This is a genomic window from Halorubrum sp. ASP1 (genome assembly GCF_005435135.1).
Classification (GTDB): Archaea; Halobacteriota; Halobacteria; order Halobacteriales; family Haloferacaceae; genus Halorubrum; species Halorubrum tropicale.
This window is the reverse complement of the sequence record NZ_SGUA01000005.1, coordinates 109913-133562: the sequence shown is the minus strand read 5'-3', so window position 1 is coordinate 133562 and position 23650 is coordinate 109913. Positions and strand designations below refer to the sequence as shown.

The window sequence follows — 23650 nt, the reverse complement described above, 5'->3', positions numbered from 1 at the left end:
GGTGAGCCTCGTGATGACTGAGAAAGTCAGAGAAAACCATGAAGACGCTGATCAGCGTGTCTACACCGGAACCGAGGTGAGGGAAGAGCGCGGGCACGAGGACCTGCCTCTGACATGGTGTGTCAAGCACACCAGTAGATTGTTCAGTAGGATTAAGCATAGTCCTTGCGAAAACACAGAAACATGTCAGCTGCTCTCAGGTGAATTTGAACAGCGAGATGACGCTGATCGCGACCGAGCGTCTATCGCTCGGAAGTACCTCCTTGAGTCGACTGTGCGGGCGTACAGTAGCAGTGAGATAAATATCATATCGAGGACTAATACCGGAAGGGCGAAGATACCCGGGAGGTTGGGCCGATGAGCAGCGATACTCTCGCTGCCGCGAAGCGCGCTGGCGAGAACGCCGAACACGAGGTCTTCGACGTCGTCGTCGAACTCGAATCCACCGCGGACAGCGAACACTACGATGCTGTCGCCGAGACCGCTATCTTCCCGCGCTCAGACCTCCCGTTTGTCGGGATCTGTGTCCTCGAAGCTGGAACTGTCGTCGAGATCAAGAGCACGATGGCGGTCTACGGGAGCGCGCAGCGTCGCGGGCGTTTCAGCCTCCGCGAGACGCAGCACGATGCGCTCCTCGACGCCGCCGGCGTCTACGTCTTCGTCGTTTGCGAGCCCCGCCCGGCTCGCCCGGCGATCGCGATGAAGGTCGTCCCCGCGACGACTGTCGAACACCTTATCGACGAGACCTCCAGCTGGCGCGATAGGCACGACGGCCGCGGTCGGGAGACGCAACTCGCCTGGTCGCGCGTGTTCGACCCCGCGGAGGTCGAGTGATGCGGTCCGACGGCATCTTCCTCCGTCGTCCGATCGCGCGGTGGGTCGCTGGCGAGAAGCACGCCGCGAACCCGGTCACGAAGGACGTCGTTCTCGACTCGGTCGGGACACCGTTGATCCCACGGCGCCGGATCGCCGGTGTCCACATCGACCGCGTCAGCTCTGAGATGGTCCCGGTCCGTGGGTATCGCGACGGTCGCTACGTCCTCGCGATCGCACCTGAACACGCCTCCGTCGATGTGTTCGATCCGAGCGAGCGCGATCCGGGTGAGCCCGCGCTCAACGTCACCGAGCCGTGGATCCCGCTCGTCGCGGTGTTCACCGCCGGCGAGCGCGGTGCCGTGGTCGTTCCCCGGAAGGAGGTGGAGCTTTGAGCGACGACTACCTCGAACCCGGGCCGCAGGGCGACCTCGACGAACTGCTGGGCGACGCCCAGCCCGTCACCGGTGACGACGAGGACTCGATCGAGGGCGTCGTCGATTCCGAGGAGGCGCGTGAGCTTCGCGATGCCGCCACCGAGGGGACTCGACAGGTCCATCCCAGCAGCCCGGAGTCGACCGATTACCGGACCTTCGACGTCGAGGGGCCGATCGAGTGCGTCGAGCCGCGTGTTCACGCGTTCGGCGCGCATCTACTGTTCTCGCAGCCGGACACTCGTCGGAACGGTCACCCCGGCTCGCTGTCGCCGTACGACGCGATCGTCTCACAGTACGAGCCCAGCATCGCCGACGACGTTGGGTCGTTCGCCTTCGACGGTGAGCTCTGGGAGATCAACCCGGACAAGACGAACTACTGGTCCGGCGGTATCGCGGCGCCGTCGCGTCCCTACGAGACGTTCAACGAGTACCAGATCGCTATTCGAGCGCAGGACGGTCTCGGTGAGCGGAAGGCGTCGTTCCAGTTCCGGCCGTCGGTACCGGACGCTCGAACGGCTGACGGCGAACGGATCGGGTCGATGCCGGAAGATCTCCCGTACGGCCTGCGCGTTCAGGCGAATTCCAGCAACCTAGAGCCGGACGAGGTGATACCACTGCTTCGTCGACTGGCTGAGGAACTCGACATCAGTACGCACTACTTCCGAGACGAGTGCGTTCACAAACACTCGAACGCTTACCAGATGGAGATGTACCTCCGCCTGGACCGCGGCGCCGGCGAGCAGCACGTCGCCGGGCAGGGCGCCGTTCTCGATCAGCTCGCGCTCTTCGGTTCGAACAACCGCGGGAAGGGCGAATACAAGTGGGACAACGAGAAGGTCATCGGTCACCGGAACGCCGTCGCACTTGACGAGTCGACCTGGAAGAAGCTCACAGAGAAGCCGAACGGCGTCGGGAAGCTGGTGAAGTACTACCATCCCGAGTTCGCCCGGTCTGAGGAGACGTCGTCGGACGACGATCCGCTCTCAGATCCGAAGCTCGAGCTCCAATGGTCGAAGGAGTACTCCGACCTCTCCTCGGTGCCCTGGAGCGATGAAGGCGCGTTCGACGTCGAGGCGCTTCGGACGGAGCTCGACGAGTCGCTCGTGAACGTCCTCCTCTGGGCGGGGCTCCCGACGCGAGCCGACCCGCGCGTTTACACGGCGGATCACTACTTCGAGGCGACCGAGTCAGAGCGAGATCTTGACCTCGTAGAGAACAAGATGCCCAGCGTCCAGGAGGGCGAAGAGCAGCAGGCGGTCGCGCACTTCGCCCGCGGTGACGCCACCGAGTCTGAGCGCTCCGTACTGGCCGCGCTGACCGATGGCGGCGACGGTGCCGACGTCGAGCAGTTGGCCGAGCTCTCGGACACGTCTCGCTCGACGGTCTACCGCGCCGCCGAGAAGTTCGACGACCTCGTCAAGATCGCGAACGCGAAGATGTCGTTCGAGGACAGTCTGATCCGTGAGAAGTTCCAGGACCTGCTGAACACCTTCGAAGACGTCACGGACTGGGTCGTCGGCGGCGTGCGGCAGCTCGCGTCGGCGGAGACAGAGATGATCGACCAGGACTCCGCGCTCGCACGCTGGGCTCGGCGTCACGGGATCTCGATCACCGAGTCCGTCGACGGGATGGTCGTCGACCTCGGCGGTCAGCCGCTCTCGCGCGTCGAGCTCGTGAAGCTCATCCGGGCTGGCGTCGACGCTGCGGAGGACACGGGCTCGATGGCGTACCGGAAGTTCATCAGCGGCGAGTTCTCCTGGACGGAGAAGGAGAAGGGACGTCGGACGGGTCAGCGCCCGATCAACCGCAACGGGGACGTTCTCTTCTCGTCGAAGCTCCCCCGCTGACCACCGACAGTTGAGTGGCAACACTATCCTGCCCCCTGTTTCTTGTAGAAATAGTTATGTTTTGAGCGGTATCTGAGCCGATTTTGCTCTCGATCGCGGTCGCGATCGACCTCGACGTCGTCGCGAGCGCTGCGGCTGGTCAGGGTTCGATCCCACGGGCTGGGACGGACCCCTTAGGGAGTGTGCCTAAGGGCACCCCCTTCGGGGGAAAATACACAGCAACCGCTTTCGGAAGTTCCACCTGAAGCACTCGAAACAGGGGTTCGTCCCGCGCGGAAAATTTCAGTCCTAACCACTTCGAAGGAGCTTCAGGAACCCAACCGGCGCGTATCTCTTCGAACGCTTACAGCGGAGCAGCACGCGCCGAGAAAACAGGTCTGCTCGCGAGTCTTCTAAGAGGTTAGTCGGTCGCGAGCAGAACCGAGGAAAGCAATTACAAATAGTACCGCTAGAGCCCCAGTGAGCAGGAACTCTGTCGAGCGAACTATCTCGGCCAACGCTCCGCCCTGCGCCACGAACAGTTGGCCGAGCAGTGACCGCCTACAGCTGTAGGCTGTCCGACCACACGTTCGGAACATCACGTGAAGAGCGAGCGGGATGCCGAGGAAGGTCAATATCGCGTACGCTTTCGCCTTCTTCAGCATCACACGGTCGCCTCAAGCCGGCCGAGCGTCTGCTCGATGACCCAGTCGCCGATAGCCGACCAGACGGTGTCAGCGAACGTTCCGAGTTGCGAGGTCATCGCACTCACGTTCGGGTCGACCCAACCGAGTGCGATCGCGACCCCGCCAACGACGAGGATCGCGATCCCGTAGGCTGCCCCCGACGAGACCGTGTCACCGATGATCTTCCCGATTTTGACGACTTTCAGGATGTAGAGCGCGCCCATCAGCAGCATCGCGCCCATCAGCAACTGCTGGCCGGCGCCCAGCGCTTCAAGCGCGTCGAGGAGCCAGCTCATCAGTCCGACCCCTCGTCGTCGTTCGAGAACCGCCCGCCAATAACGACCTGCGGCCGGTCGTCGTCGGGTGAGTTGTTCGCGCGGTACTCGCGGACGAGCTGAATGAGCGCGTAGCCGCCGATGAGGACGGCGATGAGGAACGCGTCGGAGTTGACGAACTCGGCGAGAAGGTCGCCCTCACCGAGGCCCTGGAGCGCGACCACGCCGGCGACGGCGACGATGGCGATCCACCGCGCAGTAGTGAACTCGTCGGCCTCTCGGAGGAGGAACAGCGAGCCGATGGCGATGCCGCCGACGGCGAGGATGGCGCCGGCCTCGGAGCCGAGCGAGAAGAGCCCGGCCTGCCCGGCCGCAACGACGACGGCGGCGCCGATGGCGCCGGTGAGCAGCCGGTTCTCGCCGATACTCACGAGACCGCTGCCGACGCTGGAGACGGCCGCCTTGACGCCGTTCCCGAGCGTGGGACCGACTCGCGGGATGCGGGAGACGGCGCTGTCGGCGCCGGAGGCGAAGCCGTCGATGGCGTCCCGAGAGGCTGCCGGTCGGGTCCCGGCGACGAACAGCATCGCGACACTGCCGAACAGCACGGAGAGGCTCGGCAGGTTGCCGGTGGTGAACGTGGCGAAGACACCGCCGCCGACGGAGTCGGTCCCCGGACTTGGCGGGTCGGTCGGTTCGATCGAGACGAGGCCGACGTCGTCGCGGTCGACAGTGATCGCGTCCGGCTTCTCGGCGGCACCGAGCTCGTTGCCGGAGCCGTCGACGACAGCGTACCACTGGCCGTCGGTGCCGGCGACGTACTCCGCGGTCCACGAGTCGCCGACGACGCTGGCGGGCTCGACGACGAACTCGGTGTTGGTCGCGTTGACGCTCTCCGGGACGCGGACGCGCATGGAGTTCCGCTCGGGCTCGACGCGCGCAGAGAGCGTGTTCAGGGTGACCCTCGAACCGCTGCTCGCGTTCGGCGCGTAGAAGCGCTGGTCGCCGTTGCTGTAGAGTTCGACGTAGTCGCTCTCGGCGCTGTACGTCTCGTTCTCAGCGTAGTAGACGAGGCTTCCCTGCGGCGTCTCGCCGACTTCGAGGTAGCTCCCGGAGTTCCACGAATCGAGCTGGATGCGGGAGTCCATGTCGAAGCCGACCGGCGTCGCGCGGACGACGGAGATCTCGGAGTCGTGCGCGTCGACGCGGGAGCCGGTGGAACGGACCTCGACGGTCGTTCCCTCCGGCACCGGGTCGCCAGCGAGCGCAGACACGTCGATGTCGAGCGTGGTTCCCGAGAGGTTCGCGGCCGACTGCGGGACGCTCGACCAACTCCCGGTTTCGTTCAGCCGGTAGTCGAGCGCTCGCATCGAGAGGACGGTACGAGCGTGCGGGATGGTGAGCGTGGCGTTCGCTCGCGAACTTGTGTACGTCTTCGAGATGTTGTAGCGCTCGGAGAGCGCTTCGCTCTCGTAGTCGACAGTGCGCGGCGATTCGAGGTCGTGGCGGAACTCCAGTTCGACCTGCGGCTCGGGGCCGTCGCCAGAGTACGAGCCGTCGCCGACGTGGACGGTGACGTTGTTCTGGCCGTCTTCGAGCCACGAGATGCTGCCCCCGAGGTCGACGGTCTCGCCTTCGGCGAGTGTGCCGTTGTAGGAGGCGGTGTGGCCGTTCAATTCCACGACGGGAGCGGGCGTCCGGCTGACCTCAGTCCATGACACCGACACGTCGACGGGACCGTTTACCGACACGTCTGCCGACTGTGAGCCCGTCGAGAGGTCGACCGACTCTGTGACCGTCTCACCCGGCCCGAGGACTCCCGAGTAAGACACGGTCGATCCGCCGACCGAGGCCGACGGATCCTCTGTCGCCGTGATCTCTGTCCATGACGCCGACACGTCGACAGGACCGTTTACCGACACGCCAACGGACTGTGAGCCTGTCGAGAGGTCGATAGGCTCGGTTACAGTCTCGCCCGGCGCGAGGATCCCCAAGCGAGACACGGTCGATCCCCCGACTGAGACGGACGGATCCTCTGTCCGTGTCCGAGTCTGGTAGTCGATCGAGTAATCAAATGTCCCGTACCCGTTGCCGGACGACAGCGAGATGCTGTTTGTGTCAGGCTTAAAGTCTATCTCTCGCGTTATGGTGCCGGTTGTGGTCACGTCTCCGAGAGATATTGTCTGGCCGGTGTCGGTCGTGATCTCGACGTTTTGAGCGGTCGCTCCGCCCTGAATATCGGCCCAGTTTTCAGCTCCATATTCCGCGGATCCGATGTGTCTAACGTGCCGTTCGAAGTTGCCAGCGTCAGAGGCCGGAACCTTCCAATACCCTGACGATCCGATGCTTTTCGCGTCGAACCCGAGCGTCACTGTATCAGAGTTTATGTCGACCGCTTGGTCTAGATCGACGGTGTAAATGCCGCCGCCGGAGCGCGGTGGTTGCCAATCAGACTTGACGAGCGTCCCGTCGGTTGGTTGGACCTGATCTGCCTCGGACCCTTGTTGAACATAAATGTCCACCGAAGCGGACACGTCAGGAGCGTCCCAAAACTGGATTTGGAGCTTGTTGAGATTGTTAGGCGGGTTTTTGAGCCGTGTTGTCGAGGACGTTACACCTCCACTATTTTTGCCGACGAGAGTAACATCGGACGTTTGCCCGCCTTCGCTCGATCCTGTCGGCTCGATATTTGTCGGCTCAAGCGTTATAACCGGCTCACCGTTACCGTTCGGCCCAACTGGATCGACGTTGCCGCCCACGCTGATTGAGTCCGTCTCGCCCGCCGAGAGTGTCCCCGATTCGGTCTTATCTGTGCTCGATCCGGCCCCCGTGAGCGTTACAGAACCGTCCTCTGTGGGTTGGTTGCCGCTCACGTCGATCGTCGTTGAGTATCCGTCCGAGACGGTGCCCGTCGAGAGCGAACCGGTCGACGTTTGCTTGACGCCGGTGAGAGTGATCGTCTCGTCGCGCGGCGTGTCCGTCCCGCCGACGTTGATCGGCAAGGCATCGCCATTAGTCGCGGAGATACTCGTCGATGCGGGTTCCGTGTTCTCTACGCCCGTCAAGTTGATCACGAGGTCGTCGACGGAGTCGCGCGAGTCGAGCTGATACGTGTGCCGCGTGCCGTCGACGGCTGGCTGGTCGCGGATGACGAGTTCGCCGCCGAAGGTGACGGTGTTCGTCGAGAAGCCGCGGACGTAGAAAGCCGCGGAGTCGCCGCGGACCTGAATGGTCTCCGTATACGTCCCGTTCTCCTCGTGAGCGATGCGTGCGACCGACGGAACGCCGCCTTGAGTCCGGTTGAACCACTCAGTCGGCACAGAGACCCAGCGGCCGTCGTGCGTCCGGTCATCCGAGAGGTTCAGTGCCGGCTCGCCGTTAACCGTGGTCGTCTCGACGCGCATCGTCTGTGCGCCGGCAGAGGCGTGAACTGTCGGACTCTCGTCGTCTCGGAGGTGTGACGCCGGAATCGCGTTCAGGCCACCGAGCGGCCCGCGATCGACACCGCCGTCGACCTCCTGGAGTTCCGTGCCGTCAGGCGTGACGACCGTGCCGTTGTTCGGCTCGATCTCGGTGTCGTCCGACGGCATCAGCAGCATCGGACCGGCGGCCATCGCGACGATGACGACGCCGATCAACCCGACAACTTTCAGCTGCTCGTCGTCGAGGTAATCGTCGATATTCATGCCGACCTCCATCGCGGGGGGATATGGGGGGTTGGCGCACGCGCGTGCGCGTAACCGTCTGCTCGGCGCGGTTCGACTCGATTTTGGCGATTGGTTGAGATCAGTTTCATTTGGCGCTCACTCTCCGAACTTCCGGCGAGATGATGCGGAGCTTTCCTGGAACCTTGTAGCGGCGAGGAAGATCGTCCCAGCCGAACTCAGTGTACTGACCGCTGGTCCAGAACAGACCGCGGCCGAGCCTCCACGTCGACGTCATTTCGCTGCTCATCGGCGGCCGAACACCGATGATCTCGTCACTACCGGTGGGGTTGTCGGTGCCGGAGAGGGTGACTCCCCAGCGCATCTTCTTTCGAATCATCCACGAGATCTCTCTCGGCTTCTGTGTGAGCAGCACAAACGACAGCCCGTTCCGGCGGAAGTCGACGTACTGCTGGCTGACGGCGTCGATTTTTGTCGAGAGACCGCCGTTGTCGTTCGAGGCGTGGTGTTTGAACAGGTTGCTCGCCTCGTCGCAGACCCACGTCGTCCGCATCGAACGCTGCTCGTTGACGTTGTGGTGGACGAGCCAGCTGAACCACCAGTGACTCGTCGGCGTCACCTGCTTGTCGTCGAGCTCGGGGTCGTGCTTCGCGCGCTCCGCTTCCCAGACGCTGGTGTACTCCAGCGGCGGACACTCGGACGCCTTCCGGGTGATCTCCTCGGCACCTCGGAACCTCGGGTCGGGGTAGACGACGTGGAACGCACCCGACATGAGGACGTTGTTGTTCAGGTCGTCGAGGTCGCTGTACCGCTCGACACGCCAGACGATGTCTTCGAGGTCGACCTCGATCGGCTCGAAGTCCGTCTCGGCGAAGCCTGAGTCGTCCTCTGGCGGCGCGAGTTGGACTTTGTACTCGATACCCTCTGGCAGACACACCACAGCCCACGGGGCGAGCGGGAGCCACTCGGTCCGCTGTGGCGTCCCACGCCAGACGACGGCCTCCCCGTTGACTTCCATCCAGCGAGCGATGAACGTCGACACGCTGGTGGTCTTCCCGCGCCCCATCGGCCCGTGGATCAACGCGTCCGAGCCGCCAGTCGTTTCGAGGTCACTATCGTCGACGCTCGTGTCCGGGTCGGTCAGGTACTCGAACACGCCTTTCCGGGCGTCCGAGAGGCCGCTGAAGTCCTCGAAGTCGAGTCGGAACCCGTCCATGTCCGAGGTGTGGACAATCGCGTCGAGCATCGCTCGCGGATGACGAAGCGTGCTGTGTGGCGGTGTTCCTTCGACTGGGTCAGGAGTCCGCTCTAGCCGGTCGAGGAGCTTCGGGAACGGCGTCATCTCCATGTGCCGAACCAGATTCTCGCCGATGCTGTGCCTCCGCTTGTCGTTTTGAACCTCCCGAGTAGCCTCGATGTTTGTCGCCTGAAGGCCTGTAAGCCACTCGTACAGGTACTCCGGGTCCTGTACGACCTCAAGCATCGAGTCTGCCGAGTCTACCGGGATGTCGTCCGGGATGTCCGCTGAGTTACTCATGATATGTTGCCTCCAGAAGAGGACGCGACAGTTCCGCTCGCTAGCTCCTCGGCGTTCGAGGCAGCCGTCCGGAGCGCACTGTTCCAGGCGGGCAGAACGTCCTGCGCGAGCATTGAGTCGAGGACCGCCGTCTGCTCGTTCGCGAGCGCCGTCCACCACTGGCTCATCGGGTTACAGACCTTCGCGGTGAAGTCGCGCGGGAGGTGTCCCGAGGCCGCGTACGCGACTTCATCCGCCCACTCGACCGCGTCCGCCTGAGACCGGACTCCCGCCTCTCCGAACGGTTCTCGAAGCGCTCGGTGTTGGTCGACGACGCGCTGGTGGAGTCGCGGGCGCATCGCGATGAACCGTTGGCGGTCAACGTGTCGAACGCCGTCCTGCTCGTCGGTGAAGTCCCCAGACTGAGCGCGGATGACGTCGACAGCCTTCTGGAACGCCGGAGAGAGAACGTCCTGAATGATGCGCGTCCGCTCGGTGCGCGCCTCCGACGGTGACGGCGCCGTGTCGCCACAGAGCCGCTCTCGCTTCTCGTGCGAGTCGAGACACGCCGCAACGGTCCACTGGTCGTTGACGAGCCGGCTGAACCACTTGTCCGGCACGCGGCCAACGGAAATCGCGGCCGCGACGTGGGACCACACCAGCAGCTCGTGCCGGCTCTTGAATCCGGAGCGGAGTCGCGACCGGATGTCGCGTTGTTGAGCGCGGAGTGTCGGCAGAGCTGGGACGTGGGCCTTCTCCGCGGACCGCTCGTCGTCCTCGCGTTGCATCGAGATGATCGACCCGAGCGGGTCCGGCGAGGTGGCAGAACTAATCGTCCGCCACCCCCGAATCAGTGTCCGCGTCGATTTCCCACGGCGCCGGTGTGTCGCCATCGCCGTCGTCCGAGTCCGAGCCGGAAGAGGCGCCGACGTTGTCGGCCATGTCGGTGCCGAACATGTCGTCCATCTTCTCGGCCATCTCCTTCCGCAGGGTCTGAACCGTGGACTGAGCGCGGTCGAGCGCCTGCCAATCCATATCCTGAATCTGCTTGTGGAGGTCCTCGAACGTCCGCCGAGCGACATACTCCTGCCGCTCGGTCGCGACGGTCGCGCGAACGTCCGAGTAGTGGTACGGCGCCGGCTCGACCGACATCTGCCCGTCGACGGCGACCGTGCCGGCAACGAGGACCGGGAGCAGTGCGAGCGTCGCAGCGACGAGCTGCGCGCCGAAGACCGCCATGCCGGCGAAGTAGGCGAGCGCCCCACCGCCGACCGCGACCCCCAGGAACGACCAGTTGAGCTTCTTCGAGAAGTTCGAGAGGCTCGTCGAGATCGCCGCCGGGAGCGCCGCGATTCCGTCACCCTCCGGCGGCTCCTCAAGCTCGTCGTCCGCGACGTCGACCGTCAGCGACGGTGAGAACGAGAGGGTCGCCGGCGAGTGCGTGAGGACCTCATCGCTCGTCGGGTCGACCTCGTACATCCGTTCGAGGTCAGAGTCCGCGTCTCCCTCGTCGACGGTCGTCAGGTCCTCTCGGGGGACGGCCGCCGGGTCCGCCCAGTACCGGGCGATCATCGCCGTGAGCCCCTTCGCGGGCGCGTATAGCGTCCCACCGCGGCTCACGACTGTCTTGATGCGGTTCGGAACGAGGCGGCTCGAAGCTGCCTCGTCGCCGGTCGGCGTGACCGCGTCGTCGTCGAGGCGCCGCTGGAAGAAACCCGCCTTCTCCGCGTCGGCGTCTCGGAGGCCGAGCATCAGGATAAGCCCAATGAGGCCGACTACGACACCCACAACCGCGGGCGCGTTCGCGAGCACGGCAGCGGTCGCGAAGGTCGCGAACCCGGCCGCTCCGATGAAGATCACCCCGGAGAGGATGAGCCAGAAGCCGAGCGGCTTCTGCGCCCCGATCACGATCCGGTCGAACACGTGGTCGGCGATCTTCCGGGAGACGAACAGCGACGCGAGCGCCGGGAGCAGGATGTAAATCCCGCCCCAGCGGAAAAGGTCACCTTCAGAGTCGACCGAGAATGCCGGCGACTGCGCGAGCGGGTTGCTCTGGTGCTCGAACCGCCAGCGGGCGCCGTCGACGATCTGCCCGTCGCGCTCTAGCCACATCGACACTTGAACTGTCTCGTCGAAGTGCGGCTGAAGCGAGATGCGCGACGCGTCCCGCCCCTTCTCGACGTTGATGCCGACGCGCTGGACCTCTTGGCCGGCCGCGTACGTCCGCTGTTGGCCGTTGGGTCCGGTCGTCGTCTCGGGCGTCCAGTAGACGAGGACAACCTCGTACTCGCCCACAGCGTCGACGTACGCGCTCGTCTCAAACGTGAGCGTGTTCGTCTCGACACGCGTCGACGACGTGAGCGGCTTCTTCTGCGAGTTGATGAGCGACAGAGAAGAATACTTTACGAACGCACCCCCGGTGCCGAGGCTCCGCTCGGATTCGATCGTCACGGCCTCGGACGTGCTCGGCGGCTGCTTTCCGCTTCGCCGGAGCTCCTCGATAGAGAACGGTCCGGGGGATTCCCACGTCACGTTCCCCTCGGTTTGAGAGAGTCCGTGGGCCTCCACGGCCGCCGAGGCGTCCGTCTGAGTACCCACGGCGGCTCCGGCCACCGGCACGAGCGCACTCGCGACGAGAAACGCGGCGGTCGCGACGACCCACGCGCGTTTCATCGGGCCTCCTCGTGCTCGTCGCTCTCACCACCGTCCGTCACCGGTGCCGGAGCGCGTTCAGGCGACTCTCGGCGCTCTAGCTCTTCGAGACCGACCGGTCGGAACCGCTCATCGACGCGCTCGTCGATCGGCGGCGCCGCCTCGATCTCGTCGAGACGCTCGCCGCACGTCGGACAGAAACGCGACTTCATCGCGTTCAACGAGGAGTTACACCTCGGACACGCGTCGAATCGGCAGCGGTCGCGCAGGACGAACAGAGCCATCCCAGCGCCGAAGCCTGCCAGCGTCACGACCGCAGCGTCCGCGAAAACACCGAGGGCCGTGACACCTACGGCAGCGGCGTAGAGCGCGTATGCCGTCCCGCTCGGGGCGTCGAGGAACCACTGTCGGACCGTTCGGCGAGTGGTAAGCTTCATGCGTTCACCTCACCGTCAGACTCCGATTTGTAGAGGTCCTCGAACACGAGCCAGTTGTTGAAGGCGTATCCGGCGACAAAGCCGAGAACGCCGACAAACGCGACGGGTAGGCTCGACACGGTAATTCCGAGGACAACGACGAGGCCGAGCATGACCGCCATGAACGCGTGGTCTCCCCTCTCCTCGTACCGTTTCTCCACTTCGATGAACGGTGCCGAACGCGTAACCGAGACGGTTCGGACTTCTGGAGGCTCGCTCGCCGCCATCAGTCATCATCCTCCGTCGAGAGGACCGATGCGAACACCCACGCGAGGATCGCGACGACACCGACCGCCGCGAGCTCGCCGCCGGTGAGTTCGAAGCCGAGCCCTTCGAGCGCGATTACGCCGGCACTGCCACCGACGAGGCCGCCGACCGCGGCGGCGCCAATCTCCCACACCGCGGGGCCGAAGTACATCCCGCCGATGAGGCCGCCAGCGCCGAGCACGCGCTCGGCGTTCGCGGCGCCGAAGATGCGCTTGAACGCCTTCTTCGGGTACATGACGAGATACGCCAGCACATCAGTGTACTCGCCGATGACGTACGCGAAGCCCGCGATGATAACCCATCCGAGGATGGCTTCCATGCTCATCGTCGGCATCTACATCGCCTCCGTTGACCGCGCTATACTGCCTGTAATCGTGTTTTCGTGTTTCATGAGTCGTCGATTGAATCTTCGAGGTCGTTGCTCGCGTCCCAGAGCAGCTTGATGAGGAGGATGGCGCCGGTGATGACCACCGCCTGCGTCCCCCAGCCTTCCGGAAGCGGACTCGATTCGCCGAGCGTGCTGAACAGCGAGCTGATGTAGAACAACTGGTTGATGTTCGTCCACGCGTAGAGCGCGAGCTGGTCGACGAGCGGGATGTTGACTACCGCCGCGACAGTGCCGAACAAACCAGTTATCACCGCTGCTGGACTTTTCAGTGCGTCTGGTGCCATTGTCAGGTTCCGAGTATCCCCGCGAGTCCCGGCACCGCGTCCGCGATGACCAGGATGATTCGCTGCCCGATGAACGCGACCGTGTACACGACGAGGACGACCTCGCCGGCAAGGATGATCGGCGCGAGCGGCCCGCCGATCGTCGCGAAGGACACGAGCGCATCGATTATCGTGTCGACGATGCCGAGGATGCCGGTCCCGCCGATCGCGGAGCCACCGAGGGCCGAGCCGACGCCGATGAGCGTGTCACCGATGAACAACGGAATGTCGGCGAGCCCGAGTGTACCGACGAGCCCCGGCCCATCGCCCTGGAAGACGAGTACGATAAGGTCGAGCACCTGAGTGACGAGGCTGTCAACGCCGCTTATCAGCGGCTCCAGCAACGCCCCGAGGATGAACCCCTGCGGAGCACTCGCGAACCGATACAGAACTCCGGGGATGCTCGTGTCACCGCTTCCGCCTCCGTCACTGGCGCTAGTCTCACTCGCAGCCACGTCACCCACCTCCAACGAGCCGGGCAGCAGCTGCTTGGAGGCCGACGCTCAGGACGTATACCGACGCGAGTACAATCGCGACGTTGATCGGGAGCGAGAGGATACCGAAGTTCGACGTACTGAACGCGAACGCGTTCGAGTACGCCGTCCCGATCGCGCCGATCGTGAGCTCGATGAAGCCCGGCGAGTCCACGGTCGGTCGGCCGCCTGCTCCGAGGGGCTCTTCCCACCCCTCGATGAAGCCGGCGAACCCGCCGACAATCGACACGAAAGCGTCCGCCCCCGCCGAAATGAAATCGGTTACCCCCGCAACGACGGTTGCGATCACTGACGTGAAGATGGCCTTGCCGAGCTTCCCCCAGTTGACGGGGTTCGAGGCGTCCACAATCGGGTTCGTGCCAGACGTGTCGCCGTTGATGAACTCTAGGAGCCCGCTGTCGCCGCTGCTAGACATCGGCGCTCACCTCCCGAGTCCACGGCGACGAGTTGGTCATTGGTCGTCGGTCGCCTCCTCGTCGGCTCCGATCACCGGGACGTCGAACGGGAGTCCCGGGAACAAGTTCCCAGTCTCTTCTTCGTCGAGGAACGTCGCAAGGAAATACAAGCTCAAGAGGGCGAGTCCTACCGTTAGCGGTAGCGCGAGGATACCGGCGATCGTCTCGCCGAACACTGCTATAATCGCGTCCGCCGAGATACGCGACCCCGCTTCGATCAGCGCTGCCGGCGCGGTGAGGAGTCCGTCGAACAGCGACGAGATCGACTCGCCGGCGCCTTCGAACGGCGACGTCGCGAACTGCGTGATCGCGTTGATGATGTCGACAATCGCGATGAACGGCGACGTGATCAGGCCGATCACTGACGCACTCAGGACGGTCGCTGCTTTCCCGCCGTTAGAGAGGTAGTTCGCGATACCGTTCAGCGTGTCCACGCCGCCACCGTCTCCAAGCGAGAGGGTAGCCATGTTATCCCTCCAGCGCGTTCTTGAGCGGGTCCAAGAAGCCGGCCACGTAGGCGCCACCGATGACGACTAGGCCGATGAGGATGTTCCGCGGCGTGAACAGTCCGCCGCCACCGACGCCCGCGAAGACGCCGCCCCCGCTCGCCTGGTTAACCGTCGTGCCGATCTCGATGCTGTCCGCGGACTCCTCGTCGGAGTCGCTTGCGTCCTCGGTGACGAGGACTCGGTACGAGTCGTACTTCTCCGAGTCGACCGCGAACGTCTGCCGTGCCGTGTCGTTTTCGTCCGCTGACGAAATGCTCCCAGCCTCTACCTCCGTCGAGAGGCCGTCCGCGATCCCGTAGACCGTGTAGTTGAGCGCGTCACCGCTCGTGTTCGTGACTTCGAGGTAGACGCTCTCGGTGTCACTGTCGACGGTAACCTCCTTGTCTGCGAGCTCGGCGCCCGACTGTGCGACTGCGGGTACCGCCATCGACGTGAGAAGCGCGAGCGCCAGCAGCGCCGCGAGTCCGGTCTTCTTGATGTTCATGCGCTACCTCCGTAGCCGCCGCTACTGCGAGTCTGTGTCATTGGATTTCGAAAATGTCCATTTCCGGCGGACACACCGTACTTCTCGGCCAATTCAACATCGAACGGGTACCGTACCCGGAACCGTTCGAGGTACTCAGCGAACCGGTCGCTAACCGCCAGCCCGCGAGTGCCGTCGCTCACGGTCGCCGACCACCCCGGCTTCTCTCAGTTGTGTTGTCCATCGCTGTCTATCGGCCAATTCCGGCCGATAGACCGGCTGTAATGTCCCCCTCCGTTGAACCCTCGTCTCAAATGGGACAAAGTAACCTCTCGTCCATGTCAGAGGTACCTTTAAGAGACCCAGACAGTACGGCGCTGCTATGCAGAAGCTACAGAACCACGGTGGATCGGGAGTCGTGACGCTCCCGCGCGACGACCTCGAAAAAGACGACCTCCTGGAGGAAGGCGAGCTCCCGGACGAACAGCACCTCGACGTCGATCGGCTCGGGCGACGGACCTACGTGGTCCGAATCCCCGAGGAGGGAGGCGACCTCCCGGAGCTGGCGCAGTGCGAAATCGTTGAGCGGCTCGCCGCGAAGCGGGCACTCGATCTCGGTGTCGGGCGGAGCGTCTCGCAGGCGGACTAATCTAGACAGGATAATTCTGACCAGCTCCTGACTGATTCTGCGGTAGGGGGCCAAGCGGAAGGAGGCGAGCCGGTCAGAGGAGATGTGGGAGGGGAGTGGGAGTTATGACTCGCCTCCAACAGGGACGAAACGTCCCTAACGCCATTGCGTCGGTTTATTAGTGAATAGATTTTGATCCTCTCTCGCTTTGTCAATACATAACACCTCTTCCATTGCCACCCTCAGGCGTTGGATTCGCCAGTGGGGTTTCACGTTTCTATACAAACGCGAAGAACAGGCGGCGAATCCGCCCCGATCACTCTCGAAACCCCGTCCGTCGCAACCTTCATATTTCATGGACATGCGGAGAAGCACGAAATGAGAACAGAGCGAAACCGCGACGGCTCCTGGAACGTCTGGATGTCCCGCGAGGAGTACCAGGCGCTACCCCGAGCTGCCGACTCGTTCCAGCACGAGATCGCGATTCGGTTGATGGGCGACTGCGGACTCCGTGTCGGCGAGGTCCTCGACGTCGAGCCGCGGCACATCTCGCGGATGACCGACGGTCGCCACTACGAGCTCGAGGTCGTCGGCGGGAAGGACACGACCGGCGAGTTCGTCGACGGGAAGCAGCGCGAGACGTGGCTCCCCGTCGACGTCGAGGCGACGATCAACCGCTATGTCCAGACTGAGGAGATCGCGCGGGACGAGTCGCTCGTCGACGTGACGAAGCGCACCGTTCAAAATTGGGTTGAGAAAGCCGCCGTCAGCGCTGCCGAAGAGAGCGGCGATCCAGACTACGAGCGTGTGAGTACCCACGACCTCCGTCGCTGCTGGGCGAACCACTTGCTCGTTGAGGAACACGTCTCCCCGCGGATCGTGATGGCGCTCGGCGGCTGGAGTTCCTACGACGCGATCGAGCCCTACCTCGCGGCGCCGACAGAGAAGAACATCATCGACTCGATGAGCGGGGTAGCGCTGTGAGCAGCGGTCGTGCGGAGCTCACGTCTTCCGGTTTTGCTTGAGCGGCGTTGTTTGTGATCTCCTCCGGGACCCTAGTGTTCGCTCACGATGATGTGACTCTCCCGTTCTAATCGGTTCGCAGAAGGGCCGCTCGTGTCCGACTCTCCATCACTTCCGGGACAGGCGCCTACGAAACACTCCTTTGTTGATGGATTTTAGCGGCCGTGCTGAATACAGCGCGCGAATGTGGCACGAACTGAGGCCAATCTACGGGAGAGAGTGATCGGTCAGTACAGGTGACCCACAGATCGTTCGGTGCGGCGATTGAGTCGGTTTTCACAACTTCTCATAAGTCGTCGAAGTCAGCAACGGTGACCGCCATGCCGAGGAACATCAACCCAAACCCAGCGGCACCTGCCGGGATCGAATTCTGTAGCAGGAATCCCCCTGTGAACGCACTCACACCGCCAACAATAGCTCCACGCTTCCTTGCTGGGGCGGCCTCACGAGAGAGGGAGATAAACCTTTGGCGATGTGCTATCATCATTGAACTCACAGTCACATAGAGCGGTAATAGTGAGATTGTAAGCAAGTGGTCTGTCGCAGCAAATTCTGCGACGGATGCCGTAACTAACAGTCCAACAAGTAGCGACACAGCGTACCGGAGGGCACGATGCATATCTCGAACTGTGGTTACTGCGGATAAAAACTATCTATGTTACATACACTAGCCGACTGGTTTTTTTTTTCGGTTATTAAGAAGGCACATTCTATCGGTTAGTTCAGGATTTAGGTGGAGAAAACAACGCAGTTCCGTTGCTAATTACATCCTCTGTATCTCGCAGCGCGGTCTTGCCAATTACGGGAGTTCGTCAAGTACCTGCTGAATAGAGGGCGCGTACTCACCGGTCCTCGACACCGGTCACCGAAGTTTGGTGATTGGCGAGCGGTTCTTACTACACAAGCGGTATGTGAGCGGAGACCCCTTGTGGGATTATGGGCGCTCTCGAACGAATTGCTGCCTCGGACCTGAAACTCAGGGTCGTCATCGGTGGGGCAGCAGTAACCTTTGCGACCATCTTCGCCGGACTCTCGTTCGGATTACAGTCGACAACAGGGCTGGCCCTCGGAGTCGTAGTCGGCATCATTGCTTCGTTTGCTGTAGGGTATCTCCTTCTCCAGTTGGTGGCGTGACTCCCGCCACCGTCGGATACTCGCTTAACTGGAGACCAGTCAAAGAAGAGAATTCGGGCTGCTGAGTATACGCTCTATATGCAGCACGCTATTCTTGTCAGGTGAAGGGAGTCCCCCCGGCTCAGTGTCTAATTTAAACTGAAGGGGCTACTCGCCAGTTGGGCGAGAAGGATGTGCTTCTCGCCCGCCTCTCAGTCCTTCCCGTAGAACACCGCGGTATCGGCCTTGTCGGGATGTTCTTTGAACATCCTGTCCTCAAGATCAGATTTCAACTGCGACTGTGTATCTGAGAGGTCATCGTACAGGTCGCCGTACACTGACTTCGGAACATCGCCGCGATGGGCCATCGCTGATAACAGCTCACTGTGTGCCTCTTGGACATCACGCATCGCATGGGCAATCTCTTCCCAGTTCTCGAAATCGGTCGTCTGTAGGTTATCGCTCATAGGTCGCCTCGTTCATCTGATTCAATACGCTCGCCGGACTTGTACACACGGGCTCTTGACGTGGTCCCCACCGTCTGTGCCACGACCTCGTCCGACTCTCCGCCAGTTCCCGGACACAGTCGAATCAATACCTATTCTTCGGAAAGGAATTTGTAGGCAGGCCGTCCATAGAGTTCCTCATACAGGTGGTTGACGACATGGATGATGTTCCAGAGATCGTTGATACTGTCTAGCATTTGTAGGTCGAATCGCCGTTCAACGTCATGAACGAGCTCTCTCCGGTTTTCTCTGATTTGGGTGATGTCGCTCAGGTATGAGCTGTCGATGAGGTCGAAGTGGTGTAGGAGTTGGGCGCGGGTTTGGTACTTTCCTATCTGATTTTGAAGCTGTTGTTCACCAGTTTCCGTGGCTACGTCTTCATCGAGTATTTCTAGGAGTAAATCGCCCATGAGATCTTTCACGAGCTCGTATCCGAGAGTGTAGATGACCATTACAGTATTGCCGACAGTGTATCGGCCAATCCTATCAGCCATTTCGTGAGCAGCTTCTGGATTCTCTTCGACGTCTTCCAAGAACGCGTCTCGGGCCTGTTCGCCTTGCTTCTGGTACATCTCGCCGCAATCTTTGATGAGCGTATAGATTCGGACGGTAGTGATGTACCTGTATTCGTAGTCCTCAATTTCGTCTTCTTCTCTGTGGATGACGTAGGTTGTGAGTAGATCTTCGAGTTCTCTTACAGAGGAATCATGAGTTGGTTCTGTTTCGAGGCCTTCGAGGCCATGTTCGTTGAGGTAGTCGAAGATATCGGGGCCCTCTCGCTCGTCAAACATGGTTGATGGCTATTTCCTAGTAGTGTAAAAAGGTGGTCTGGGCTACGAGCGTGCGTCTTTAATTAAATGAGCTATTCGCAAGTTGAGCGAAAAGGACCTGCTTCTCGCCATATTGATTGATCATCAATCGTCTTAGCCGAATCTACTAAACAGATGATATTCTAATAACAATCAATGCCGGATCCGATTACGAGTGCGATTGCGGGATCTGTCGCGAGCAAAGCGATAGAAGGTATTATCGATGTGATTGAGTCTTCGGAAGATCCTGAAGAGGCTTGGAAAAGATCCGGTCTTGAAGTTGCAATCCAAGCTGAGTCTGCGTATAAATATGGCATTGAAGCAGGTGGGTTACAAGATCTGGATCGCACTGGAGAAAAGTTAGACGAATTTGGTGAGATGGCACAGCAGCTAGCGATTCGTGGTGAACTACGCGGATTTGATGAGGAATATGTCGATATTCTCGAAGATTTCTCAAATGCCATCGCCACGTGGGTAGACACACCCTTTGATGATATGGTAAAATCCTGGAATGATATGGTAGATCCGAATATTACAGATATTAAGACAGATGTGAATATTGAGTAAATGGAGATTTAGTATACAAGCTCAGGCCACGAGTACATCGTCCTCAGGGACGGTCTCGACGAATTTCCGCCAGCAGACCGAGGTTGGATGATTCTTAAAGAGTTGGGAGATTACCTAAATCATCCTGCGGAATATTGTTACCGTCTGTCCTGATATACTCGCCTTTGACCGTGTGGACCTCATCACCGACAACATACTTACCGTTCTTCTTGTATGCGGTCACGTATGTCATATCTCTCGAATCAAGGTCTCTGACAACGCTTGTTTTCAATTTCAGATCAGTGATTTCACCGCTTAAAGTCCCTGAGGCTGCGACTTTTGAGATGTCGCCATCTGAATTTTTCTCTACTTTTTTAATGTATGAATCGGCCATATCGGCAATTGTTGGAGAGATATAATGAATGTCTGGTTCGCAGCGGAAGTAGTCTCACCATCCGGAACCATCCGGAACACCGAGGGTTTCGCTTAAATCCCGGTACCGTCTCCGGGTGAGACGTGATAAGCGACGGAGCAGTTTTCGAAGACGACCACCTTCCAGATCCGATTGTCGGCCGGAATCGCCACATGAACGAGGTGACCGATGCCCTCGCGCCGATCGAAGACGGCCAGCGCGCCGAGAACTGCTTTCTCTTCGGTCCCTCCGGCGCCGGGAAGACGACCGTCGCGAGGGCCGCCGTTCGCGAACTCCGCCGCGAGGTCCTCGACGTCCCGTACGCCTACGTGAACTGCTGGCGGGACTACACGCGGAACGCCGTCCTCGAACGACTATCCCGCGACCTTGTCGGTGCGGCGGTCCCACGCTCCGCGTCGACGTCGACGCTGCTCGACCGCGTTCATCGCGACTTCAACGGCCCGGGCGTCGTCATCCTCGACGAGGTCGACCAGCTGCGCGAGACCGAGCTGCTCTACGACCTCCACGAGTTCCGCGGGCTCTCATGGATCGGAATCGCGAACGACGAGGTCGACCTGCTCGCCGACCTCGACGAGCGCGTCCGCTCTCGCATCTCGGTCGGCTATCGCGTCCGCTTCGACCGGTACGGCGAGGACACGATCGCGGAGATCCTAGAACGACGGGCTCGTGAAGGGCTCGGACCGAACGCCGCGAGCGATGAGGTGTTCGAGACGATCGCTCGGCTCGCCGACGGCGACGCACGCATGGGGATCACGACGCTCCGGGCGGCAGCGCGGAAGGCGAGCAGCGAGGGACTGTCGAACATTCCGAGGCGACTCGTCGAGGACTCGATCTCCGAGGCGGAGCAGGAGATCGCCATGAAGAGGTACTCGAAGCTGAACCAGCACCAGCGCGTCGTCGTCGACGTGCTTCAGGAGGATGGACCGCTCATCCAGCGCGAGCTCCACGAACGGTACTCCGAGTGCCACGACGATCCGGTTAGTCTGCGGTACTTCCGTGACGCTCACCTCTCGAAGCTGGAGCACTACGAGCTCGTCGAGACGGAGAGCCGGTCCGGAAAGAAATTCTACAGCCTCGCAGAACCCGCTGAAATCACAAACATTCAAATCTGCTGACTCATTCTTCGAGTATAATGGCTAGCAAAAGCACGTGGGCCAAATGGGGGATTGGTGTACTCCTCATACTTGGCGGACTCGGCTATTTTGTCGAAGGCCTACGTGGTATTCTTGGTGGTAGTTTGTTTATTCTAGCCGGACTACTACTGCTACCCACCCGCGATCCGATCGTAACAACCGTTGTGGAGAGGTCCTCATTCGATATTGAGAAAGTACCTGGGGCAGCTGTCGTTGTGATAGTTTTAGTGGCGGTCTTCGCAGGAGGTGCCATCGTTCCGACGGTAGACGGCCCTGCCGAAACTTCGCCATCTCCAGAAATTTCTGACTCCCCTGAATCTACAGAGTCGCCCGAAACGACAGAATCACCTGAAACAACCGACGAGTCGAGTAGTTCTGACGATTCAGCTGGTTCCGACGGAACGAGTGAGACAGACGATACAAGTAGTTCTGCTGGAGGAGACACTACGAGTGACACAGACGGGACTAGCGATACTGGAACATCGACTGAATGGACAGTCACGGTGATCGACGTTGTAGACGGTGATACGATGGACGTACGCATGCCCGATGGGAGTACCGATACGATCCGGCTGCTCGGGGTGGATACGCCCGAAACGTCAGCTGGTTCGACCGAACCGGGAGAGTGGCCGGGTATCTCCGAGAACACACATGGGCGTGAGCACCTCGCTAACTGGGCCGGGCAGGCAACATCGTACGCAGAAGAACGCTTAGGCGGTCAGGAAATCCATATCGAGGTCGATGACGAGTCCGACCGGCGCGGCTCGTTCGACCGGTTGCTAGTGTACGCGTCGCAGTCAGAGAGTTCCTCGAAATCATTCAACATGCGGCTTCTTGAGAACGGCTACGCACGAATGTACGACAGCCAGTTCACGCAGCGGGCGGAATACGGTGCTGCTGAGATGGAGGCGAGAAGCAACGACGTTGGCGTGTGGGATTACACCGATACTAGCGAGTCTGACTCTGGCAGTTCGAGCGACCCAGATAGCAGTTCAGGGTCGGTTTCCATAGAAATCGCAGAGATTCACGAAGACGCGGCAGGGGACGAGTTTGATAACCTCGATGATGAGTATATTGTCCTTGAGAACACCGGCAGCAACAGCCTAAATATGGACGGATATACCCTTGAGGACGACGCGAATCACGTGTACACCTTTGACTCATTCACGCTCGGTTCCGGTGATTCAGTGACTATCTACACCGGTGATGGGTCGGACTCAGATACCGAGTTGTACTGGGGGCAGGACGCTCCGGTGTGGAACAACGGTGGGGATGTCGTAACCGTGCGCGACGACAGTGGGAACGTCGTCGTACAGCGGTCGTACGACTAGCATCTATGGCATTCGAATTTGAGGGTAACCCAATGAAGGACTCGTGCTCTGTAACCAGCAAGAGCGATGAGAGCAGTCACCATGGAATGACCTCAGTGGGGTATTAACACAGGTTGTTATGTACTTCCATTATCAAGTCACACCCAATGCCTGAGGGGATATTCAGATCTAAGCTTGACAAAGCCGATCAAACCCTCTCGGAGATATACGACGGAACACACCTGACAGGGTTTCGGGACGATCTTGAGAAAATCTGGATGGACAATCGAAAGAAGGGGTCTGCTGAACGCAGCCCTGAGCAACTGGCCGCAGATGCCAACCGAGCGGCGAGTAGATTGCGGGAGGATCTTCTGACAATTGAGGACGGTGTGAGCAAATTTCAAATTCTGGATGGAATAACCGGTGGCATATCTGTTGTTATCATACTCCAAGTCTTTTCGTGGTCAGGAGTAGGATGGGTCCCGTCGGCTGTGGTTTCAGCTATGGTATTTGCTGTGACTACGCTTCTTAATCACGGCATTCTATATACAAAAGCAGTAGTTGACCGGCTTGCCTACCTAGATTCTTCGGCACAGGAACCGCCGCGATTGCTGGAGTGGAAACGTGCTTGGAATCTCAAAGTTTTACGCAGCAACAGTTCTATCGCTGGAATTTTGCTAGTTGCTCTATTTCGAAGTATCTGGCAGTCGGCTTATCGCATAGGGTTGGAAATCGTTGACGATGTACTCGCTGAACGGCTCGGTTGAATTCTCCGTAGCAGATAAAATTAGCAATTTGATCCCAAGGAACCATCCAACGGGGTCGTTCTTCACATTGTATTATACTCTTAACAGTTTCCGAACAAGATGCGATGGGCTTAGTATCCATCTGCGGGTGAGGATTT

The 23650-nt window shown here is 60.7% G+C and carries 27 protein-coding genes; 10 read left to right on the top strand and 17 right to left on the bottom strand.

Features of this window, described 5'->3' with window-relative positions:
• Positions 1 to 357 precede the first annotated feature (357 nt).
• Genes EXE48_RS09300 through EXE48_RS09290 form a run of 3 tightly spaced genes read left to right on the top strand, consistent with a single transcriptional unit; the run spans position 358 to position 3097 of the window.
• Entirely contained in the window at positions 358 to 834 is a 477-nt protein-coding gene (locus EXE48_RS09300) for a PD-(D/E)XK family putative nuclease (RefSeq protein ID WP_137711293.1), read from the top strand.
• Positions 834 to 1208, top strand: coding sequence for a hypothetical protein (locus tag EXE48_RS09295; protein ID WP_137711292.1), 375 nt, complete (start codon positions 834 to 836; stop codon positions 1206 to 1208). The genes EXE48_RS09300 and EXE48_RS09295 overlap by 1 nt, the downstream gene beginning before the upstream one ends.
• On the top strand, positions 1205 to 3097 hold the full coding sequence (locus EXE48_RS09290) for a DUF7845 domain-containing protein (RefSeq protein WP_137711291.1): 1893 nt from the start codon (positions 1205 to 1207) through the stop codon (positions 3095 to 3097). Before EXE48_RS09295 ends, EXE48_RS09290 begins: the two co-directional genes overlap by 4 nt.
• A gap of 643 nt (positions 3098 to 3740) precedes the next feature.
• On the opposite strand, the gene EXE48_RS09280 is transcribed toward EXE48_RS09290, so the two are convergent.
• The 13 genes from EXE48_RS09280 to EXE48_RS09220 form a co-directional block, all read right to left on the bottom strand.
• A complete protein-coding gene (locus EXE48_RS09280; RefSeq protein ID WP_137711290.1) occupies positions 3741 to 4058 on the bottom strand; it encodes a hypothetical protein in 318 nt (105 codons plus the stop codon).
• A complete protein-coding gene (locus EXE48_RS19055; protein WP_241991978.1) occupies positions 4058 to 7723 on the bottom strand; it encodes an autotransporter outer membrane beta-barrel domain-containing protein in 3666 nt (1221 codons plus the stop codon). The genes EXE48_RS09280 and EXE48_RS19055 overlap by 1 nt, the downstream gene beginning before the upstream one ends.
• 106 nt (positions 7724 to 7829) lie before the next feature.
• Entirely contained in the window at positions 7830 to 9239 is a 1410-nt protein-coding gene (locus EXE48_RS09270) for a hypothetical protein (protein WP_137711289.1), read from the bottom strand.
• Positions 9236 to 10006, bottom strand: coding sequence for a hypothetical protein (locus EXE48_RS09265; protein WP_233559406.1), 771 nt, complete (start codon positions 10004 to 10006; stop codon positions 9236 to 9238). The genes EXE48_RS09270 and EXE48_RS09265 overlap by 4 nt, the downstream gene beginning before the upstream one ends.
• A 40-nt stretch (positions 10007 to 10046) precedes the next feature.
• Positions 10047 to 11891 (bottom strand): hypothetical protein, encoded by a 1845-nt coding sequence (locus tag EXE48_RS09260; protein WP_137711288.1) that lies wholly within the window; start codon positions 11889 to 11891, stop codon positions 10047 to 10049.
• The gene (locus tag EXE48_RS18755) at positions 11888 to 12307 is read right to left on the bottom strand and encodes a transcription initiation factor IIE subunit alpha family protein (protein WP_199236366.1); all 420 of its coding nucleotides are present in this window, start codon (positions 12305 to 12307) and stop codon (positions 11888 to 11890) included. The genes EXE48_RS09260 and EXE48_RS18755 overlap by 4 nt, the downstream gene beginning before the upstream one ends.
• On the bottom strand, positions 12304 to 12573 hold the full coding sequence (locus EXE48_RS09250) for a hypothetical protein (RefSeq protein ID WP_137711287.1): 270 nt from the start codon (positions 12571 to 12573) through the stop codon (positions 12304 to 12306). Before EXE48_RS09250 ends, EXE48_RS18755 begins: the two co-directional genes overlap by 4 nt.
• Positions 12573 to 12947 carry a hypothetical protein gene (locus EXE48_RS09245; protein ID WP_241991977.1) on the bottom strand — a complete coding sequence of 125 codons (375 nt, stop codon included), beginning with the start codon at positions 12945 to 12947 and terminating at the stop codon, positions 12573 to 12575. Before EXE48_RS09245 ends, EXE48_RS09250 begins: the two co-directional genes overlap by 1 nt.
• A 53-nt stretch (positions 12948 to 13000) precedes the next feature.
• Positions 13001 to 13240 (bottom strand): hypothetical protein, encoded by a 240-nt coding sequence (locus EXE48_RS09240; RefSeq protein ID WP_241991976.1) that lies wholly within the window; start codon positions 13238 to 13240, stop codon positions 13001 to 13003.
• 47 nt (positions 13241 to 13287) lie between these two features.
• Positions 13288 to 13779, bottom strand: a complete 492-nt coding sequence (locus EXE48_RS09235; protein WP_137711286.1) for a hypothetical protein — start codon at positions 13777 to 13779, stop codon at positions 13288 to 13290.
• A gap of 1 nt (position 13780) precedes the next feature.
• A complete protein-coding gene (locus EXE48_RS09230) occupies positions 13781 to 14233 on the bottom strand; it encodes a hypothetical protein (protein ID WP_137711285.1) in 453 nt (150 codons plus the stop codon).
• A gap of 36 nt (positions 14234 to 14269) precedes the next feature.
• Positions 14270 to 14740 (bottom strand): hypothetical protein, encoded by a 471-nt coding sequence (locus EXE48_RS09225; RefSeq protein WP_137711284.1) that lies wholly within the window; start codon positions 14738 to 14740, stop codon positions 14270 to 14272.
• A 1-nt stretch (position 14741) separates the two neighbouring features.
• Positions 14742 to 15266 carry a hypothetical protein gene (locus EXE48_RS09220; RefSeq protein ID WP_199236365.1) on the bottom strand — a complete coding sequence of 175 codons (525 nt, stop codon included), beginning with the start codon at positions 15264 to 15266 and terminating at the stop codon, positions 14742 to 14744.
• Between the two features lie 361 nt (positions 15267 to 15627).
• Here EXE48_RS09220 and EXE48_RS09215 point away from each other — a divergent pair, with 361 nt between their 5' ends.
• Both EXE48_RS09215 and EXE48_RS09210 read left to right on the top strand, forming a co-directional pair.
• Positions 15628 to 15894 (top strand): DUF8053 family protein, encoded by a 267-nt coding sequence (locus EXE48_RS09215; RefSeq protein WP_137711283.1) that lies wholly within the window; start codon positions 15628 to 15630, stop codon positions 15892 to 15894.
• 357 nt (positions 15895 to 16251) lie between these two features.
• The gene (locus tag EXE48_RS09210) at positions 16252 to 16857 is read left to right on the top strand and encodes a site-specific integrase (RefSeq protein ID WP_137708375.1); all 606 of its coding nucleotides are present in this window, start codon (positions 16252 to 16254) and stop codon (positions 16855 to 16857) included.
• A 325-nt stretch (positions 16858 to 17182) separates the two neighbouring features.
• Here EXE48_RS09210 and EXE48_RS09205 read toward each other — a convergent pair whose 3' ends face one another.
• Entirely contained in the window at positions 17183 to 17515 is a 333-nt protein-coding gene (locus EXE48_RS09205; RefSeq protein WP_137711282.1) for a DUF8153 family protein, read from the bottom strand.
• 317 nt (positions 17516 to 17832) lie between these two features.
• Here EXE48_RS09205 and EXE48_RS09200 point away from each other — a divergent pair, with 317 nt between their 5' ends.
• Positions 17833 to 18030: a hypothetical protein gene (locus EXE48_RS09200; RefSeq protein WP_094553699.1), complete on the top strand. Its 198-nt coding sequence runs from the start codon at positions 17833 to 17835 to the stop codon at positions 18028 to 18030.
• Between the two features lie 191 nt (positions 18031 to 18221).
• On the opposite strand, the gene EXE48_RS09195 is transcribed toward EXE48_RS09200, so the two are convergent.
• Positions 18222 to 18476, bottom strand: coding sequence for a hypothetical protein (locus tag EXE48_RS09195; protein ID WP_137711281.1), 255 nt, complete (start codon positions 18474 to 18476; stop codon positions 18222 to 18224).
• A 131-nt stretch (positions 18477 to 18607) separates the two neighbouring features.
• Positions 18608 to 19306: a hypothetical protein gene (locus tag EXE48_RS09190; RefSeq protein WP_137711280.1), complete on the bottom strand. Its 699-nt coding sequence runs from the start codon at positions 19304 to 19306 to the stop codon at positions 18608 to 18610.
• 174 nt (positions 19307 to 19480) lie between these two features.
• Between EXE48_RS09190 and EXE48_RS09185 the strand changes: the two genes are divergently transcribed.
• Positions 19481 to 19891: a hypothetical protein gene (locus EXE48_RS09185; protein ID WP_137711279.1), complete on the top strand. Its 411-nt coding sequence runs from the start codon at positions 19481 to 19483 to the stop codon at positions 19889 to 19891.
• Positions 19892 to 19985: 94 nt separating this feature from the next.
• Here the strand turns inward: EXE48_RS09185 and EXE48_RS09180 are convergent, their stop codons facing one another.
• Positions 19986 to 20264, bottom strand: coding sequence for a DUF3892 domain-containing protein (locus EXE48_RS09180; RefSeq protein ID WP_137711278.1), 279 nt, complete (start codon positions 20262 to 20264; stop codon positions 19986 to 19988).
• Between the two features lie 191 nt (positions 20265 to 20455).
• On the opposite strand from EXE48_RS09180, the gene EXE48_RS09175 reads away from it, so the two are divergent.
• From EXE48_RS09175 to EXE48_RS09165, 3 genes are all read left to right on the top strand, one after another.
• On the top strand, positions 20456 to 21418 hold the full coding sequence (locus EXE48_RS09175) for a Cdc6/Cdc18 family protein (RefSeq protein ID WP_241991975.1): 963 nt from the start codon (positions 20456 to 20458) through the stop codon (positions 21416 to 21418).
• 17 nt (positions 21419 to 21435) lie between these two features.
• Positions 21436 to 22767, top strand: a complete 1332-nt coding sequence (locus EXE48_RS09170; protein ID WP_137711276.1) for a lamin tail domain-containing protein — start codon at positions 21436 to 21438, stop codon at positions 22765 to 22767.
• Positions 22768 to 22913: 146 nt separating this feature from the next.
• Entirely contained in the window at positions 22914 to 23513 is a 600-nt protein-coding gene (locus tag EXE48_RS09165; protein ID WP_137711275.1) for a hypothetical protein, read from the top strand.
• Positions 23514 to 23650: the final 137 nt, after the last annotated feature.